We start from the raw sequence: 16,213 nt of genomic DNA on the forward strand, positions 1-16,213 counted from the left end.
AATAGAAATCCGCGATGGACGCATACCCGGTCGGCATGGAGCCGGGGAGCTACCCCAGGAAGTCGCTGACCAGGTCGCTCGCCTCGGGACGGCACTCGTCGAAGTAGGCGTGCCGCGCCCCGGCGAACAGGTGCATGCGCGCGTCGGGGATCCGTTCCGTCAGCAGGGGCGCGTTCGCCGGCGGCGCCAGCAGGTCGTCGTCACCGTGGAGGACCAGGGTGGGCGCGGTGATCTCCGGAAGCACGTCCCAGGCGTCGTGGGTGTTGCTCGCGACGAGATGCCCGCGCACCGCGTGCGGCGGCATGCCGTGTGCGCCCAGCACTCGATACGGCCCTGGATGAGCGGCCCGCCAGCCAGGTGTGTACATCAGGTCCTCCAACGTCTCCCGTGCCTCCACGGAGGACCGCCGGGCCAGCGCCAGCCGCACGTCGTTCGACCGCTCGACACCGTGCGTGCCGCCCGGCGAGGTGCAGCCGAGGACGAGCCGCCGCACCCGGCCGGGATACCGCGCGGCGACCCACTGCGCGACGCGGCCGCCCATCGAGGTGCCGTAGACGTCGGCCTCGGCGACGTCGAGCGCGTCGAGGACCGCGATCACGTCCTCCGCGAAACCTGCTGTGGAGTAAGCGGAATCGGGTGCGTCGCTGGCTCCGGTGCCGCGGTAGTCCATGGTGATCGTGCTCGGGAAGTCCCCGCGCGTACGGTCCCACCAGGTGTGGTCGTTCGCCTGCCCGGCCAGCAGCACGAGCGGCCTGCCCTCGCCCTGGCACTGGTAGGCCAGCCGGGTGCCGTCGGCGGCGACGGCGTGGCCGGTACGGGGGAGCGTGGTCATTCTTCTCCTGTTCGGTCGTCCCAGAGCCGCGCCGAGGGCCATTCGCCCTCGCGCACGGTCCGGTGGATCTGCTGGACCAGCGCCCGCGCGACGGCGTCGACGGCGGGCGTCACCCGTCCGGTCCGGGGCATGCCGAGGACGACGGTGCGCCAGACCTCCGGCTCGCACACCGGAGCCGCGCCCAGCGTGCCGTCGGCGACGTCCGCCGCGATGCCGATGCCGGGCAGGATCGTCCAGCCGTGCCCGCCGAGCACCAGGCGTTTCTGCAACGTCATCGAGTTGGTCTGCACGGTGACCTCCGCCTCGGCACCCGCCTCGCGGGCGGCGCCGTCGATGAGGGTGCGCAGCGCGTGCCCCTCGGACGGCATGACCAGCGGATGCGCCGCCACCTCCGCGAACGGGACGGGCCGCGCGGGTTCCAGCCCGGCCGACGGGGGAGCGACCGCCCACAGCCGTTCGCGGACCAGCGGGCGGACGTTGAGCGACGGCGTGCTGGTCAGGTTGTAGAGCAGGCTCAGGTCGACGTCGCCGTCGTCGATCCACCGCTGAAGATGCCCCGAGTACGCGGTGAGCAGCCGCAGTTCGATCCCCGGATGGTCTCGCAGTACGGCCGTCGTGAGCGGCGCGGCGAGCCGTTCGGCGGCGCTTTCCAGCAGGCCGACCGTGACGATCCCGGTGACCACCCCGGGTTGCGGGGCCAGCTCGGCCCTGGCCCGGTCGAGTTCGGTGAGCGCCCGGCGGGCGCGTTCGACCAGCGTCGTGCCGGCCTCGGTCGGGCGCATCCCGTGCCGGGTCCGCTCGAACAGCGGCACGCCCAGCTCCTGCTCCAGCGTGCGGATCTGCCGGGTGACCGCGGGCTGGACCAGGTGCAGCAGCTCGGCCGCGCGGGTCACGCTGCCCACTTCGGCGACCGTCACCAACGCCTTGAGCTGCTTGAAGTCCACCGTCGTCCCCTGCTCATCGCGGTCCGCTATGCGACTATCACCATTCGGTATTTCACTTACCCAGTCATCATCGCTCATGATAATCGCATGACCGAGGAAGAGACCGCCATCGTCGCGCTCGTGGCCGAATTCGTGGATCGCGAGGTCCGGCCCGCCGCCCAGGAGCTCGACCACACGAACACCTACCCCGAGAAACTCATCGACCAGATGAAGGCGATGGGCGTCTTCGGGCTGGCCGTGCCCGTGCCCTGGGGCGAGACCCAGGTCTCCGCCCAGTGCTACGCGTTGGTGACCGAGGAGCTCGCGCGCGGCTGGATGAGCCTCGCCGGCGCGATGGGCGGTCACACGGTCGTCGCGAAACTCCTTGCCACATATGGCACTCAAGAGCAGAAGGACGCCTACCTGCCGAAGATGGCGACGGGCGAGATCCGCGCGACGATGGCGCTCACCGAACCCGGCGGCGGCTCGGACCTGCAAGCGCTGCGCACCACGGCACGGCGCGAGGGCGACGAGTACGTCGTCAACGGCCGCAAGACGTGGATCACCAACGCGCGCCGGTCCCAGCTGGTCGCGTTGCTGTGCAAGACCGATCCCGCCGCCGAACCCACGCACCAAGGGATCTCCGTCCTGCTGGTGGAGAAAGGGCCCGGGTTCCAGGTCTCCCGGGATCTGCCCAAACTCGGCTACAAGGGCGTCGAGAGCTGTGAGCTGTCCTTCGACGACTACCGCGCCCCGGTCACCGCGCTGCTCGGTGGCGAGGAAGGACGTGGCTTCGCCCAGATGATGCGGGGACTGGAGATCGGCCGGATCCAGGTCGCCTGCCGGGCGCTCGGCGTCGGACGCGCGGCGCTGGAGGATTCCCTGCGGTACGCCCAGGAACGGGAGAGTTTCGGCAAGCCGATCTGGCAGCATCAGTCGATCGGCAACTATCTTGCGGACATGGCGACCAAGCTCGAGGCCGCGCGGCAGCTGGTGCACCACGCGGCGCGCCGGTACGACTCGGGCGAGCGCGCGGACCTGGAGGCGGGGATGGCGAAACTGTTCGCCTCCGAGGCCGCGATGGAGATCGCGCTCGACGCGGTCCGGATCCACGGCGGCTACGGCTACTCGACCGAGTTCGACGTCGAACGCTACTTCCGTGACGCGCCGCTGATGATCGTCGGTGAAGGCACCAACGAGATCCAGCGCGGCGTGATCGCGCGCCAGCTGGTCGAACGGCACCGCATCCCGTCCTGAACAGCGAGGAAGGCAGCATGGGCCACCCACTCGAGGGAATCACCGTCGTCGCGCTGGAACAGGCCGTCGCCGCGCCGTTCGCGTCACGTCAGCTCGCCGACCTCGGCGCGCGGGTCATCAAGATCGAACGCCGTGGCGTCGGCGACTTCGCCCGCGACTACGACCGGACCGTCCACGGGCAGTCGAGCTACTTCGTCTGGCTCAACCGAGGCAAGGAAAGCGTCGAACTCGACATCAAGGATCCGGCCGATCGGGCGCTGCTCGGCGTGATGATCGACCGGGCCGACGTGTTCGTGCAGAACCTCGTACCCGGGGCGGTGGAACGGCTCGGACTCGACGCCGAGACCCTGCGCGCGAAGCGCCCGGAACTGATCCACTGTTCGATCTCGGGCTATGGCCCCGAAGGTCCGTATCGGACGAAGAAGGCCTACGACCTGCTCGTTCAGTGCGAGACCGGGCTTGTGATGTCCACCGGGACCCCGGAAACCCCGGCGAAGGCGGGGATCTCGATCGCCGACATCGCCACCGGGATGTACGCCTACACCGGCATCCTCACCGCGCTGTACGACCGCGAACGCACGGGTGAGGGCGCGAGCCTGCACGTCGCGATGATCGACTCGCTCGGCGAGTGGATGAGCCAGCCCGCCTATTTCTCCCGCTACGGCCAGGAACCGCCGAGGCGCACGGCCGCGGCACATCCGTCGATCTCGCCGTACGGGCCGTACAGCACCGGTGACGACAAGGTCTTCCTGAGTGTCCAAAGTGAACGGGAGTGGATCGTGCTCTGCCGGGACGTGCTGGGGCGCGAAGAACTTGTCGAAGATCCGCGCTTCCGGACCAACGACGACCGCGTCGACAACGACGACGAACTCACCGCGATCCTGGAGGAGACCTTCAACGGCCTGACCGCCGACGAGGTCGGGGACCTGCTTGAGCGCGCCGGGATCGCCAACGCCCGGCTGCGGACGCCCGAGCAGTTCACCCGGCATCCGCAGCTGGCCGCGCGGAACCGGTGGCGCGCGGTGGAAACCCCGGCCGGCGCGCTGGAGGCGCTGTTGCCCCCGGTCGAGGTGGTGGGCAGGGAACCGGTCATGGGGCCGGTCCCCGCGCTGGGGGCGCACAACGAGTCGATCCGGGCCGAGTTCGGTCCCGGCGAGGAGGTCCGGCCGTGAAGGAAGTAGCCGAGGTCTTGCAGCCCGGCCCGGCGGAAGCGCTGAGTTCGCTGCTCGACGTCGAGATGCCGGACGTGGACCGCGACGGCCTGCCCCTGCTGTGGCACTGGTTCTACCTGCTCGACCGGCCCGCGCAGGCCGATCTGGGGCCGGACGGGCATCCGATCCGCGCCACCATCCCCGCGCCTCCGGAACCCGGACGACGTCGCATGTGGGCGGGCGGCCGGGTCCGGACGCTCGCGCCGCTGCGATGCGGCCTGCCCGCCGTCCGGCGCACGGAAGTGCTTTCCGTGCAAGAGAAACAGGGTCGCACGGGACGGCTGACCTTCGTCACCACCGGACACAAGATCATCCAGGACGGCCGGGTCGTGGTCGACGAGGAACAGGACATCGTCTACCGCGACGCCGCTTCGGAGCAAGCCAAGGCGGCCACCGAAGAGCCTGAGGTGCCGGTGGCCGACGGCGAATGGGCGATCGACATCTCGCCGACGCTGCTGTTCCGCTTCTCGGCGCTGACCTACAACGCGCACCGCATCCACTACGACCGCGACTACGCGCGCGACGTCGAGAGCTATCCGGGGCTGCTCACCCACGGCCCGTTGCAGGCGCTCGCGATGGCCGAGGCCGCGAGGCGGCAAGGGATCGGTGGGGAACTCGCCTTCGACTACCGCCTGGTCTCGCCGTTGTTCGACCATCAAGGCCTGATCGTCCGGGCCGAAGCCGGAGCGGACGAGACCGCCACCGCCGTCCGTGATCGCCACGGACGGCGGACGGCGACCGGAACGGTGCGCCGATGAGTGCTCTTCTCGCCTCCGCGAAGACCTTCCTGTTCGTGCCCGGCCACCGGCCGGACCGGTTCGCCAAGGCCGCGGCCAGTGGTGCCGACGTCGTGATCCTCGACCTGGAAGACGCTGTCGCGCCCGAACAGAAGGAGACAGCGCGCGAAAATGTCCGGGCGTGGCTGGCGGAAGGCCACCGGGCGGTCGTCCGCGTCAACGCCGCCGGAACCCCTTGGTACGACGAGGATGTCGCGAGCGTCGGAGACGCGCTCGCGGTGATGGTGCCCAAGGCCGAAGACCGCGCCGAGCTCGACGCCCTCGCCGGACGGCTGCCCGGCGTCCCGCTCCTGCCGCTGGTGGAGACGGCGGCCGGGATCGCGGGCGCGGTGGCCGTCTGCGGAGCGGACGGGGTGGTGCGCCCCGCCTTCGGCAGCGTCGACCTGGCCACCCAGCTCGGCGTCGACCATCGATCGCACGAAGCGTTGCGGTACGCGCGTTCCGCGCTGGTCGTCGCCGCAGCGGCCGCGGGCAGGGCTGCTCCGATCGACGGGGTGACCACGGCGCTCGGCGACGAGGCCGCGCTGAAGGCGGACCTCGCTCACGCGAAGAGCTTGGGGTTCACCGGAAAGCTCTGTGTCCATCCCCGGCAGGTGGCCGTCGCCGCCCGGGAACTGGCGCCGTCGGAAAGCGAAATCGAGTGGGCGAGAGGAGTGGCCGCGCTCGTGGGCGATGGTTCGGTGGCCGTGGCGGACGGACAGATGGTGGACAGGCCGGTCGAACTGCGCGCCAGGGCCATCCTGGACCGTGCGCGTCAGCCATTTCGACCAGCCGGATGAACCCGACTCGACCTGGTGATGCCCGCCGACTGGCAGTACCGTTCCGACGGGCGACTTTTCGTTACGGGTGAACGGAAAGGAGATGTGGTCTCATGCACGAACCCGTGGTGACGGAGTTCTCGACCACCGATCCGGAGCAGGCTCGGGCCCTGATCGCCGAGGCCTACCGCGACAACCGGCTGCGAGTGCGGGGCAGCGTCGAAAACTATCGTTTCGAGCACGACCGCTGCGATCTCGGAGACGTGCATTTCGACTTCCTGCACAACACGCTGACCACGGAGGTCGTCGTCCAGCCGCTGGGCAGGATGGTGCTGCTGCGAGTGCTGGACGGCGTGCTGGAGATCGACGACGGTCTCAGCGACCGCCGGTTCGGGCCCGGCGACGTGTTCGCGGGCCCGCATCCCGGTCACGACTACCGGACCGGCCTGCACCGTGCGCGTCTGCAGGTCACCGGTATCGATCTGGCCCTGTTCACCGGGGTCGACCCGGCGCAGGACGGCGGGGCGATCGAGCGGCTGAGTTATGAGCCGGTGAGCATCGTGAAGGCGCAACGATGGCGCAGGACGGTCGAGTACGTCACCGGTCTGTTCTCCGAGCCGGGGGTGGAGAACGGTCCGCTGGTGCTGGGCGCGGCGGGGCGGCTGATGGCCGCCGTGGCCCTGGACACCTTCATCGCGGGCGAGGGCGAGGAGCGTCCGTGTGACCGCAGGGACGCCGTCCCGGACACCGTGCGCCGCGGGATCGCTTTCCTGGAGGCCAATCCGGATCTCGACCTCGGTGTCGCGGACGTCGCCCGTGCCTGCCGGGTCTCGGTGCGCGCCCTGCAACTGGCGTTCCGGCGGCATCTGGACACCACCCCGATGGCCTACCTGCGCCGGGTCCGGCTGGACCGGGCCCGTGCGGAACTCCGCGACGCCGAACCCGGTGCGGCCGGGACGATCACCCGTGTCGCCGCGAAATGGGGATTCCTGGACGGCAGCCGGTTCAGCGCCCACTATCGCGCCGCTTTCGGTGAGTCGCCCAGTCAGACCCTGCGCAGATCCTGACGTTCGTTTCGCGCCGGTCTCGTTATGCGTTTTCGCCGCTAGACCCGCGCATCTGGAGCCTGTTTCATGGACCTGTCCACCAGCACGGCCCGGACCCCGTCGGCTGGTGCGTCTTACACCGGACCGGCCGGCCGGTCTCTAGCGAGGCGCCGCGATGCCGTCGTACATGACGCGACGGACCGCTCGGCTCATCGCCGCCTGCCGTTCCGGTGACGGATCGCGCAGTTCGGCGAGTATGGACGCGAGGATCATCCCGTTGATCGCGCGCGCGGTGGCGTCCACGTCCAGGTCCTCGTGCAGATACCCGAGGCGGACGCCGTGGTGCAGGTAGCCCGCGGTCAGCTCGGCGGCGGTCTCGTAAAAATCCAGTACCCGTTCCCGCATCTCGGCGTCGATGCCCGCCGCTTCGAGCAGGAGGAACCGGGCCATCCGCGGGTCGCCGCCGAAGATCCGGGCGAGCGCGTCGCCGATCCGGGCGCTCTGCCTGCGGTATTCGGCCAGGCTGTTGACCGCGTCCGGCGCGTTGTCCGCGGCCAGCGCGGCGACCACCTTCTCGACCAGGTCCGTGATCACGTGGTCGACGATGTCCCGCTTGTTCTGGAAGTACCGGTAGAAGGTGCCGTGCCCGATGCCCAGCCGCGCGGCGATGTCGGCGATACCGGTCGTGTGGTAACCGCGTTCGGCGAAGCAGTCGAACGCGGTCTCCACGATCTCGCGCCGTAGTTCCTGCTTCTTCCGTGCGGCCCTGCTGACCGGGGTCTCCGTCGTCATCCCGCCAGCTTATTGCCCAGCGCGTTCAAATGACATACCGTTCCGGAAATGACACGTCATTCCGCGAGGGCGCTGGTGCTCGGCTGCGGCGGGACCCTGGGGTTCGCCTGGACGGCCGCCGTCCTCGACGCGCTGCACACCCGGGCCGGCTGGGACCCACGCGAGGCGGAGGTCCTGGTCGGGACCTCGGCGGGCGCCGAGGCGGTGGCCATGCTCGGGGCGGGCATCCCGGCGACGGCGATCCTCGACGCGGTGGCCGGCGCGCCCGGCGGTGACGCCGTCGTCGCCGCGCACGTCCGCCGGACGCCGGACCGGTTCCCTCCGGTGCCGTCCCCGCGGTGGCCCGCGACCGGGCTGGTCCGGGCCGCGCTCCGCCGCGACGTCGACGCGCTCGCCGGTCTCGCGGGACTTCTGCCCCGGGGCAGGGGAGACGCCGGTTGGCTCCGCGACCTCGGCGACGCGCTGGCGCCCGGCGGCTGGGTCCCGCATCCCGCGACCTGGCTGATGGCGTCGACACCGGCGGGTGAGCGGGTCGCGCTCGGCTCCCCGGACGCGCCACCGGCCCGCCTCGGCGAGGCGATCGCCGCGTCCTGGGCCATCCCGGGCTGGTTCCCACCGTCCGTTGTGGACGGACGCCCGCTGCTCGACGGCGGGACGGTTTCCCCGACCTCGGCCGATCTCCTGCTCACCCGCGACGTCGGCGAGGTCGTGCTGATCGCGCCGATGAGCAGCGAAGGCGGTGCTCCGGCACGCGGCCTGACCCGGCTGGAACGCCTGCTGCGGACGGCGATGACCAGGCGCGTGAACGACGAGGCACGGCGGCTGCGGGCGGCGGGCGTCCGGGTGGTCCGGATCGAACCGGATCCGGCCGACCTCGCCGCCATGGGTGCCAACTTCATGGACGGACGGCGGCGCGAGCACGTGCTCGCCACCGCGTTGAGGACGGCGCCCGGCCTGGTCGCCGACGCCTTCGAACGAGAAGGAGTGCGCGCATGAGCAAGTACCCGGACCTCGACCTCGACGGCGCGCATGTGGCGATCACCGGCGCGGGGCAGGGCATCGGCCGCGCGTCGGCGGAACGCATGGCCGCGCTCGGCGCGCGTGTGTCCATCGGCGATCTCGACCTCGAAGCCGCGAAGCGCACCGCCGCCGACATCGGCGGGACCGCGCACCACCTCGACGTCGCCGACCAGGCTTCGTTCGCCGCTTTCCTCGGCGACGCCGAACAGGCGAACGGACCGCTCGCGGTCCTCGTCAACAACGCCGGGATCATGCCCAACGGCGGTTTCCTCGACCTCTCCGACGCGCTCAACCGGGCGACCATGGAGGTCAACGTCTTCGGCGTCGTTCACGGCATGCGGCTGGCCCTGCCCGGCATGCTGGAACGCGGACGCGGGCACATCGTCAACGTCGCGTCGCTGGCCGGGAAGTTCCCCGTCCCGGGGCTGGCGATCTACAACGCCAGCAAGTTCGCCGTCGTCGGGCTCACCGCGGCGACCAGGCTGGAGTGTGCCCCGCACGGGGTGAGCGTCTCCGCCGTGCTGCCTTCGGCGGTCGACACCGCGCTCGCGTCGGGGCTCGACATGCGGCCGATCCCGAAGGTGAAACCGGGCCGGATCGCCGACGCCGTCGTGGACTCCGTCCGCACCCGCGCCGCGGAGATCGCCGTGCCCGGTTACGTCGGCGCGCTCGCCACCCTCGCGGCCGTGACCCCCGAACCGGCGCTCAACGCCTTCCGGCGGCTGGTGCGGGACGACCGGGCCCTGCGCCCCGATTCGCCCGAGCGGGACGGTTACCGCGCCCGCCTCCACCAGGACACCCAGCGGGAGGAAAACGCATGACCACGCAGTACGACGCCGTCGTCGTCGGGGCCGGTTTCGGCGGGATGGGCGCGGCGATCCAGCTCAACCGGCTCGGCTACGACAACCTGCTCATCCTGGAACGCGAGTCCGATCTCGGCGGCACCTGGCATGTGAACCGCTATCCCGGGCTGGCCGTCGACATCCCGTCGGCCACCTACTCGTATTCGTTCGAGCCGAATCCGCACTGGTCGCGGCTCTTCGCGCCGGGCGCCGAACTCAAGCGGTACGCCGAACACGTCGCCGACAAGTACCGGCTGCGGCGCTACATGCGCTTCGGCTCGGTGGTCACCGGCGCCGTCTGGGACGAGGCGAACGCGCAGTGGACGGTCTCGCTCGCCGAGGGGGAGCCGGTCACCGCGAAGTACCTCCTCACCGCGACCGGATTCCTTTCGCAGCCGAAGAAACCCGACATCGCCGGGATCGGCACCTTCGGCGGCACGGTCATCCACACCACCGCGTGGGACGACGGCTACGACCTCGCGGGCAAGCGTGTGGCGGTGATCGGCACCGGCGCGACCGCAGTCCAGTTGATCCCCGAGATCGCGAAGGTCGCGCGGGACCTCACCGTGTACCAGCGGACCCCGATCTGGGTGAGCCCCAAACTGGACTTCCCGGTTCCCAAGGCGGTCCGGCGCGCGTTCGCCGCGGTGCCGTTCACCCAGCGGGTCGCCCGGCTGACCGGGACCGCGCTGCTGGAGCTGATGATGGTCTCCGGTGTCCTGCACTACAAGCAGCTGCCGGCGGCCAACCGGCTCGGCAAGCTGTGGTGCCAGGCGCATCTGCGCCGCCAGGTGCGGGATCCGGGGCTGCGCGCGGAACTGACGCCGCGCTATTCGTTCGGCTGCAAGCGGCCGACGTTCTCCAACGAATACTACCCGGCCTTCACCAAGGACCACGTGCACCTGGAGACGACTTCGATCGCGAAGATCGACGAGAGCGGGATCGAGACCGCCGACGGACGGCGGCGGGACATCGACGTCCTGGTGCTGGCGACCGGATTCGATCTGTGGGAGGCGAACTTCCCGGCGGTCGAGATCATCGGGCGCGACGGCCGGGATCTCGGGAAGTGGTGGCGGGAGAACCGGTTCCAGGCCTACGAGGGGGTCGCGATCCCGAAGTTCCCCAACTTCATCTCGCTCAACAGCCCGTATTCCTACTCGGGACTGTCCTATTTCACCACCATCGAGACGCAGATGCGCCATATGGACCGGCTTTTCGGCGCGATGCGGCGGCGAGGCGCGACCGAGTTCGAGGTCACGCAGGAGGCCAACGACGCGTTCCTCGACCGGATGACCGAACGCCTCGGCGACTCGATCTTCACCCTCGGGAACTGCGGCCCGGCGAACAGCTACTACTTCAACCCGCACGGGGAGGCGACCCTGCTGCGGCCGTCGTCCACGCTGAACGCGATCAAGGAGGCACAGAGCTTCCCGGTGGAGGACTACACGTTCGCCTAGAGGTGGTCGGCGGCTGGCGCATTTAGAGGACTCACTGCGGCGTGTCGCGAAAGCCACTTTCAGGACGTCTGGTGTCCCGAAAGTGGCTTTCGCGACACTCGATGCCGCCGGGACCGCTGGGTCGGGACCGCGGGGCGGGGAGGTCGTGTTGTGAAAGCCACTCTCGCAACCTTCAACGTTGCGAAAGTGGCTTTCACAACTTGCGCCGGGCTGATCAAGGCCGTGCCGTCCACGTCCAGTGCTAGACGACGTGACGGACCCAGTGGGTAGGCGAATACGAGTCCGCTAGAACCCGAATCGCCACTCACGACCCGCCTACGACGTCACTGCTTGCGGAGCCGGAGGGTGAGGCCCGCGCCCGCGACGGCGAGGAAGACCGCGCCGAGGGCGTATGGCCACCACGGCACGTCAGTGTCGCCCACCGGGGCGGAACCGTAACCACCGGCGGCACCGGTGCGGTCGTAGGTCGAACCGGGCAGCTTGTCGCCGTACCGGCTCTGCAGAGCCTCGCGGTAGGCGGCGAGCGTCATCGTCTCGCCGGTCTTCGCCACCGACGAGCCGTCGAGGACGGTCACGGTGTCCCCGTCGACGGCGTACCAGGCACCGGCCTGCGGCTCGCTCAAGAGGTAGCCCTTGCCGGTCTGCGCCGCGAGGCGCTTTTCGACGTCACCCGAGGCGACGTTGTAGACCGACCAGCCCGAGCCCTCACGCTGCGACCACACCGTCGCCGCGTCGCCGTTGCCCAGGGTGGCGGGAATGGCGACGTAGGCGAGTTCGGCGGGGACGGCCGACGTTCCGGCGATGAAGCCCGCGGTCGGCTGGTAGACCGCGACCGGGGTCCGCGGATCGGCCTTGGCGGTTCTGGCCGCGACGGCCGTGTCCGCCTTGGCCGCTCCGGGGAACACCGCCTTGGCGAGCCGCTGGGCGGTCGCGTCACTGGTGACCACTGTGGACACCGCGGCGAGGTCGGCGGCGGTGGGCGCGCCGCTGGGGGCGTCGGCGGCGGAGGCCTGGCCGCCGAGTGCCAGTGACAGTCCGAAGGCGAGGATCGTGGCGCCGAGGAAGGTTCGCTTCATGGTTTCAGTCCTTGATCCCGTAGACGGTGTGGGTCCAGGTGAACGAGTTGTTGGACCGGTAGGCGTTGTAGCTCATCTGGTTGTAGCGGGGGCTCGATCCCCACGGGTCGCCGTAGTACACCGTCGTGGCGCCGTTCGTGTTGTCGTAGCCGTAGAGCACGTGCATGTGCCCGCCGCCGTTGCGCCAGCCGATCCGGGTGCCGATCGGCTGCCGCGCGTCGACCTGGGCCTTGATGGTCGCGAAGCTCAGCGTCTGGCCCGAGGAGTTGTAGCTGCCGACGTTGCTGAACCCGAGCCACCGGAACACGCGCTGCTGATCGCTCAGGTAACCCTGGTTGTTCGCACAGTCCGAACCGGACTCGTTGTGCGCGACCTGGCAGAACTTCGTCTGGGAGATGCTGTGCCCGAAGTAGGCGGCGATGGTGTTGCCACTGGCGTCCCAGCACCAGTTGCTCTTCTCCTGCGCCTGCATCTTGATCGGGATCGTGGTGGCCGCCGTGATCGCGGGCGCCGCGGCGGCGGGCGCCTGCAGGGCGACCAACGCGGCGACACCGGCACAGGCCGTGGCCAGCCCGCGCCTGAATGAGGTCTTCACCGTCGGAACACTCCTAACTGGATGGTCGAACGCGAAGCACGCGCGGGCGGCTACCCGAAGGAGACAGGTGGGGACTTCGGCTACCCGAACGGATGGCCGACCGGCGCGAACAGGGGACTTGCGCTGTGACGAAGTGACCCAGGGGCACTGCGAACAGTCTGAGATTCACCCTCCGGTGGCCTCGTGGCAAGGTTCGCGCCAATACCTAAGGGTCCGTATTGCCGATGCGGGCTTTCGCGTAGCGCAGGTCGGCGTCGGCCGATCGAGTTAACGTCGTGACTCAGGTGGTGTGGACCAGCGGAAAGCGCGCGGCCCGTGGTCACTGTTCGTGTTCCCGCCTTTCGGCGGGTGTCCAATCGGTATGGTCCCGGGCATGCCGACGATCGGTGCGGCACCGGTGTTCGTGGCCCGCGACACCGAATTGGCCGAACTGGTGCGTGTCGCCACGAGCCCGCCGTCGGTCGCCGTCGTCGAGGGCGAACCGGGTGTGGGCCGGAGCCGTCTGCTCGAAGAATTGGCCGCCCATCCCGGGATCGCGTCGCGCGTGGTCTGGTCCGCCCGCTGTGGTTCCTTCGCGCGCCCGTGCCGGCTCGCGCCGTTGGTGGACGCGCTGCTCGGGAAGAGCGACGTGGCCGCTGCCCACGCGGGCGCCTTCTCCCCGGTGACCGGTGTCCTGCGGCGGCTGATCCCCGAATGGTCACCTTGGCTGCCGCCGTTCCCGGAGAACGCGGACGCCGACACCGTCCGGCAGCAGGAGTTCCGTGCCGTGCGCGAGGTCCTGACCGGCTGCGGTCCGGCGGTGCTGGTACTCGACGACGTCCACTCCGCCGACGACGACACCTGGGAGTTCCTGCGCGGCCTCGCGGCTTCCCTGGCGGCGCTGAGCGTGGTGGTCAGCGCGGTGGCGGGTGGATCCCGGCGATTCCCGCCGCTGCGCGAAACCGCCGCGCACCTCTCGCTTCCGGCGTTCACCGCCGACCAGGTGCGGACGCTGCTCGACGCGTCCTTCGGCCGCTGCGCCCCGGATTTCGCCGAAGCGGCACACCGGCGGACGTCCGGGATCGCCGTCGACCTGACCGCCTTGGTCCAGAGCGTCGGTGACACGGCCGAGGCGCTTTCGGCGGACAGGCTGGCGTCGGCGACCGCGCCGCCGATCGTGCGGAGCCGGGTCGCCGGGCTGATGACGGCGATCGGACCGGCCGCACGCGACGTCGTCCGCGCGGCCGCGGTGCTGGGATCGCCCGCGGGGGAAGCGGATCTGGGCGCGGTGGCGTCGTCCGGTGAGATCTCCGGCGCGCTCACCGAAGCCGTCGAAGCGGGACTGCTGCGGGATCTCGGTCGCGGCCGCTACGTCTCGGGAAGTCCGCTGATCGCCGAAGCGGTCTACGCGTTGCTTCCCGGCCCTCAGCGGTGCTCGATGCACGGCCGCGCCGCCGCCCGGCTCGCCGCGGTCGCCGAACCCTTCGCCTCACTGATCGCCCGCCACGCGCGGCTCGCGGGCGATATCGCCGCGTGGACACAGTGGACGGGCGTCGCGGTCGACAATGCCATCGAAGACGGCCGGACCGAGGAGGCGAGCCGTCTGCTCGAAGCTGCTTTGCGGGACGCGGATCTGCCGCGGACCGCGCGCGAGTCGTTCGCCGTCCGGCTCGGCAGGGAACTGCCGCGCAGCATCGCCCACGCGGGCACGGTCCGGCTGCTGCGGGAGATCCTGCGCGAATGGCCGCTGAGCAAGGCCGCGCGGGGCGAGATCCGGGTCCATCTCGGTCAGGTGCTGATCAACCAGGTGGGCAAGGTCGAAGCGGGCAGGCTCGAGATCGAACTGGGCGCGGCCGACCTCGGCAGACGGCAGGCCCTGCTGGCCAGGGGACTGGTCACCTTGGCGCTGCCGCATATCGGCACGGTCCCGGTCGAGGAGAACCTCCGCTGGCTCGACGAGGCCGAACAGGTCAGCAAGGGAGAGCACGACGCCGGGTTGCTCGCCGCGATCGCCGCCAACCGGCTCTCGGCGCGGATGCAGATCGCCGACCCGGAGGCCTGGGGCGACATCGCCGACCTGCCGCGGGCCCCGGAATCGGCCGAGGTCTGCCGCCAGGTGGCCCGCACCTACATCAACCTGGCCGACGCGGTGGCGTGGAACGGGCACTACCCGGTCGCGCGGGCCTACCTCGCGACCGCGCGGCGGCTGATCCGCGACGACCACCAGCCGTACCTCGACGCGCTCGCCGACGGGACGGAACTGCGCCTGGACCTCGCGATGGGGGAGTGGGCGAGCGTCGCGGAGAAGGCGCGCGCGATGCTGACGCGGGTCGACAAGGACAGCTCGCTCGCCGCCGAGCCTCTGCTCGTGCTCGGCTGGTACGAGTACGGGCAACATCGGCCGATGGCGGCACTGCGCAGATTCGACGCGGCGTTCGCGCTGTCCGCGGGCAGTGTCCCGGTGCAGGCTTCGGCGTACGCGGGCCGCGTCGCGGTCCATCAGGCGGGCAAGGATCTGCAAGCCGCCCGGCGCCTGGCCGAGTACGGCCTGGAGACCGTGCGCCGCAAGAACAACTGGGTCTGGGCGGCGGAACTGATGCCGTTCGCCGTGCGCACGATGCTCGGGCTGGGACAGCACGTCGAGGCGCGGGAACTGCTCGCGGAGTACCGGCAGGGCATCGACGGCAAGGACGCGCCGGTCGCCAACGCCTCGGCGCTGCTGTGCCGGGGGATGCTCACCCAGGCGCGCGGCGAAACCCTCGACGCAGGCGATCTTCTGCTCGGTGCCGCCCAGGCCTACAGCGCTCTGCCGTTCCCGTATTTCGCCGCCTACGCCAACGAACTCGCGGCCGGATGCTTTTCCGAAGCCGGAGAGCAGGCACGGGCCGTCGCCTCCTTCACCACCGCCGAGACGGTGTACGCGAGCCTCGGCGCCGCTGTGGACGCGCTTCGCTGTCGCCGGTCCCTGCGGCGGTGCGATCCAGAGATGCCCCGGCGCGGGCGCAAGGGGTACGGCGAGGCGTTGTCGCCGAGGGAACTCGAAGTCGCCCGGCTCGCCGCCCAGAACCTGACCAACCGGGAGATCGGCGAACGGCTGTTCCTCTCGCCGCGGACGGTCGAGATCCACGTCGGACGGGCGCTGCGGAAATTGGGGCTGCCTTCGCGCACCGTCCTCACCGAAGACCTGCTCCGTGACGCGACCGGTGAAGGTTCCAAAACCGCCTGATCCGTTCCGTAGGGGCCGTATTCGGTTGTTCGCTTGGGTGCCTTTCGGAGAAAGACGCGGGGCAGCGGTTGCCTTGCCTGCGGCAAGGCCTACCGGCTCCAGGGCTCCGGCGGTGTCGTGTCGCGTGTCGGCAGTGCGGGTGCCGGCGGGTGGGGCGGGATGGCCGCCCGCCCGGAGGGTTGCGAAAGCCACTTTCGCAACCTTCAACGTTGCGAAAGTGGCTTTCGCAACACGTCGCCGACCGACCCGACCCGCGCCGCCCCGCCCGACCCACCCGCCCCGCTCCTGAGGGAGAAGCCTTCGCACACCGGCGGCCTGGCAACCCCCTTGGCAGCTTCCGGACACCGGCCGAACTGTGCCTTGACACCAAGGTAAGCCCACCCTTAGTTTCCCCCTATAACT

The 16,213-nt window shown here is 70.3% G+C and carries 14 protein-coding genes; 9 read left to right on the top strand and 5 right to left on the bottom strand.

Annotated elements, in window-relative coordinates:
- Positions 1-49: 49 nt before the first annotated feature.
- The gene (locus tag B0293_RS11565; protein ID WP_005168511.1) at positions 50-832 is read right to left on the bottom strand and encodes an alpha/beta fold hydrolase; all 783 of its coding nucleotides are present in this window, start codon (positions 830-832) and stop codon (positions 50-52) included.
- On the bottom strand, positions 829-1,776 hold the full coding sequence (locus B0293_RS11570; RefSeq protein WP_005168510.1) for a LysR family transcriptional regulator: 948 nt from the start codon (positions 1,774-1,776) through the stop codon (positions 829-831). The genes B0293_RS11565 and B0293_RS11570 overlap by 4 nt, the downstream gene beginning before the upstream one ends.
- An 87-nt stretch (positions 1,777-1,863) precedes the next feature.
- Between B0293_RS11570 and B0293_RS11575 the strand changes: the two genes are divergently transcribed.
- From B0293_RS11575 to B0293_RS11595, 5 genes are all read left to right on the top strand, one after another.
- Positions 1,864-3,012 carry an acyl-CoA dehydrogenase family protein gene (locus B0293_RS11575; protein ID WP_005168509.1) on the top strand — a complete coding sequence of 383 codons (1,149 nt, stop codon included), beginning with the start codon at positions 1,864-1,866 and terminating at the stop codon, positions 3,010-3,012.
- 17 nt (positions 3,013-3,029) lie between these two features.
- Complete coding sequence (locus tag B0293_RS11580) at positions 3,030-4,184, top strand: CaiB/BaiF CoA transferase family protein (RefSeq protein ID WP_005168508.1); 1,155 nt, start codon at positions 3,030-3,032, stop codon at positions 4,182-4,184.
- Complete coding sequence (locus tag B0293_RS11585; protein WP_005168507.1) at positions 4,181-4,981, top strand: FAS1-like dehydratase domain-containing protein; 801 nt, start codon at positions 4,181-4,183, stop codon at positions 4,979-4,981. The genes B0293_RS11580 and B0293_RS11585 overlap by 4 nt, the downstream gene beginning before the upstream one ends.
- Positions 4,978-5,799: an HpcH/HpaI aldolase/citrate lyase family protein gene (locus tag B0293_RS11590; protein ID WP_005168506.1), complete on the top strand. Its 822-nt coding sequence runs from the start codon at positions 4,978-4,980 to the stop codon at positions 5,797-5,799. Before B0293_RS11585 ends, B0293_RS11590 begins: the two co-directional genes overlap by 4 nt.
- A gap of 92 nt (positions 5,800-5,891) precedes the next feature.
- Complete coding sequence (locus B0293_RS11595) at positions 5,892-6,845, top strand: helix-turn-helix transcriptional regulator (protein WP_005168505.1); 954 nt, start codon at positions 5,892-5,894, stop codon at positions 6,843-6,845.
- Positions 6,846-6,983: 138 nt separating this feature from the next.
- Here the strand turns inward: B0293_RS11595 and B0293_RS11600 are convergent, their stop codons facing one another.
- On the bottom strand, positions 6,984-7,616 hold the full coding sequence (locus tag B0293_RS11600) for a TetR/AcrR family transcriptional regulator (RefSeq protein ID WP_005168504.1): 633 nt from the start codon (positions 7,614-7,616) through the stop codon (positions 6,984-6,986).
- 48 nt (positions 7,617-7,664) lie between these two features.
- Between B0293_RS11600 and B0293_RS11605 the strand changes: the two genes are divergently transcribed.
- From B0293_RS11605 to B0293_RS11615, 3 genes are read left to right on the top strand one after another with little or no spacing between them, the layout of a single operon-like run.
- A complete protein-coding gene (locus B0293_RS11605; RefSeq protein WP_245820076.1) occupies positions 7,665-8,612 on the top strand; it encodes a patatin-like phospholipase family protein in 948 nt (315 codons plus the stop codon).
- Positions 8,609-9,457 carry an SDR family oxidoreductase gene (locus B0293_RS11610; protein ID WP_005168502.1) on the top strand — a complete coding sequence of 283 codons (849 nt, stop codon included), beginning with the start codon at positions 8,609-8,611 and terminating at the stop codon, positions 9,455-9,457. Before B0293_RS11605 ends, B0293_RS11610 begins: the two co-directional genes overlap by 4 nt.
- Complete coding sequence (locus tag B0293_RS11615) at positions 9,454-10,935, top strand: flavin-containing monooxygenase (RefSeq protein WP_005168500.1); 1,482 nt, start codon at positions 9,454-9,456, stop codon at positions 10,933-10,935. Before B0293_RS11610 ends, B0293_RS11615 begins: the two co-directional genes overlap by 4 nt.
- Positions 10,936-11,258: 323 nt before the next feature.
- Here the strand turns inward: B0293_RS11615 and B0293_RS11620 are convergent, their stop codons facing one another.
- Both B0293_RS11620 and B0293_RS11625 read right to left on the bottom strand, forming a co-directional pair.
- A complete protein-coding gene (locus B0293_RS11620) occupies positions 11,259-12,011 on the bottom strand; it encodes a hypothetical protein (protein WP_005167801.1) in 753 nt (250 codons plus the stop codon).
- A 4-nt stretch (positions 12,012-12,015) separates the two neighbouring features.
- The gene (locus tag B0293_RS11625) at positions 12,016-12,606 is read right to left on the bottom strand and encodes a papain-like cysteine protease family protein (protein ID WP_005167800.1); all 591 of its coding nucleotides are present in this window, start codon (positions 12,604-12,606) and stop codon (positions 12,016-12,018) included.
- Between the two features lie 373 nt (positions 12,607-12,979).
- On the opposite strand from B0293_RS11625, the gene B0293_RS11630 reads away from it, so the two are divergent.
- The gene (locus B0293_RS11630) at positions 12,980-15,811 is read left to right on the top strand and encodes a helix-turn-helix transcriptional regulator (RefSeq protein WP_245192176.1); all 2,832 of its coding nucleotides are present in this window, start codon (positions 12,980-12,982) and stop codon (positions 15,809-15,811) included.
- The last annotated feature ends 402 nt before the right edge of the window (positions 15,812-16,213 follow it).

Origin of the sequence: Amycolatopsis azurea DSM 43854, assembly GCF_001995215.1 — a bacterium.
GTDB classification, from domain to species: Bacteria; Actinomycetota; Actinomycetes; order Mycobacteriales; family Pseudonocardiaceae; genus Amycolatopsis; species Amycolatopsis azurea.

Coding starts and splice junctions, on each gene's coding strand:
- B0293_RS11565 (WP_005168511.1), bottom strand. CDS start 832: ATGACCACGCTCCCCCGTACCGGCCACGCCGTCGCCGCCGACGGCACC.
- B0293_RS11575 (WP_005168509.1), top strand. CDS start 1,864: ATGACCGAGGAAGAGACCGCCATCGTCGCGCTCGTGGCCGAATTCGTG.
- B0293_RS11580 (WP_005168508.1), top strand. CDS start 3,030: ATGGGCCACCCACTCGAGGGAATCACCGTCGTCGCGCTGGAACAGGCC.
- B0293_RS11590 (WP_005168506.1), top strand. CDS start 4,978: ATGAGTGCTCTTCTCGCCTCCGCGAAGACCTTCCTGTTCGTGCCCGGC.
- B0293_RS11595 (WP_005168505.1), top strand. CDS start 5,892: ATGCACGAACCCGTGGTGACGGAGTTCTCGACCACCGATCCGGAGCAG.
- B0293_RS11600 (WP_005168504.1), bottom strand. CDS start 7,616: ATGACGACGGAGACCCCGGTCAGCAGGGCCGCACGGAAGAAGCAGGAA.
- B0293_RS11605 (WP_245820076.1), top strand. CDS start 7,665: ATGACACGTCATTCCGCGAGGGCGCTGGTGCTCGGCTGCGGCGGGACC.
- B0293_RS11610 (WP_005168502.1), top strand. CDS start 8,609: ATGAGCAAGTACCCGGACCTCGACCTCGACGGCGCGCATGTGGCGATC.
- B0293_RS11615 (WP_005168500.1), top strand. CDS start 9,454: ATGACCACGCAGTACGACGCCGTCGTCGTCGGGGCCGGTTTCGGCGGG.
- B0293_RS11620 (WP_005167801.1), bottom strand. CDS start 12,011: ATGAAGCGAACCTTCCTCGGCGCCACGATCCTCGCCTTCGGACTGTCA.
- B0293_RS11630 (WP_245192176.1), top strand. CDS start 12,980: ATGCCGACGATCGGTGCGGCACCGGTGTTCGTGGCCCGCGACACCGAA.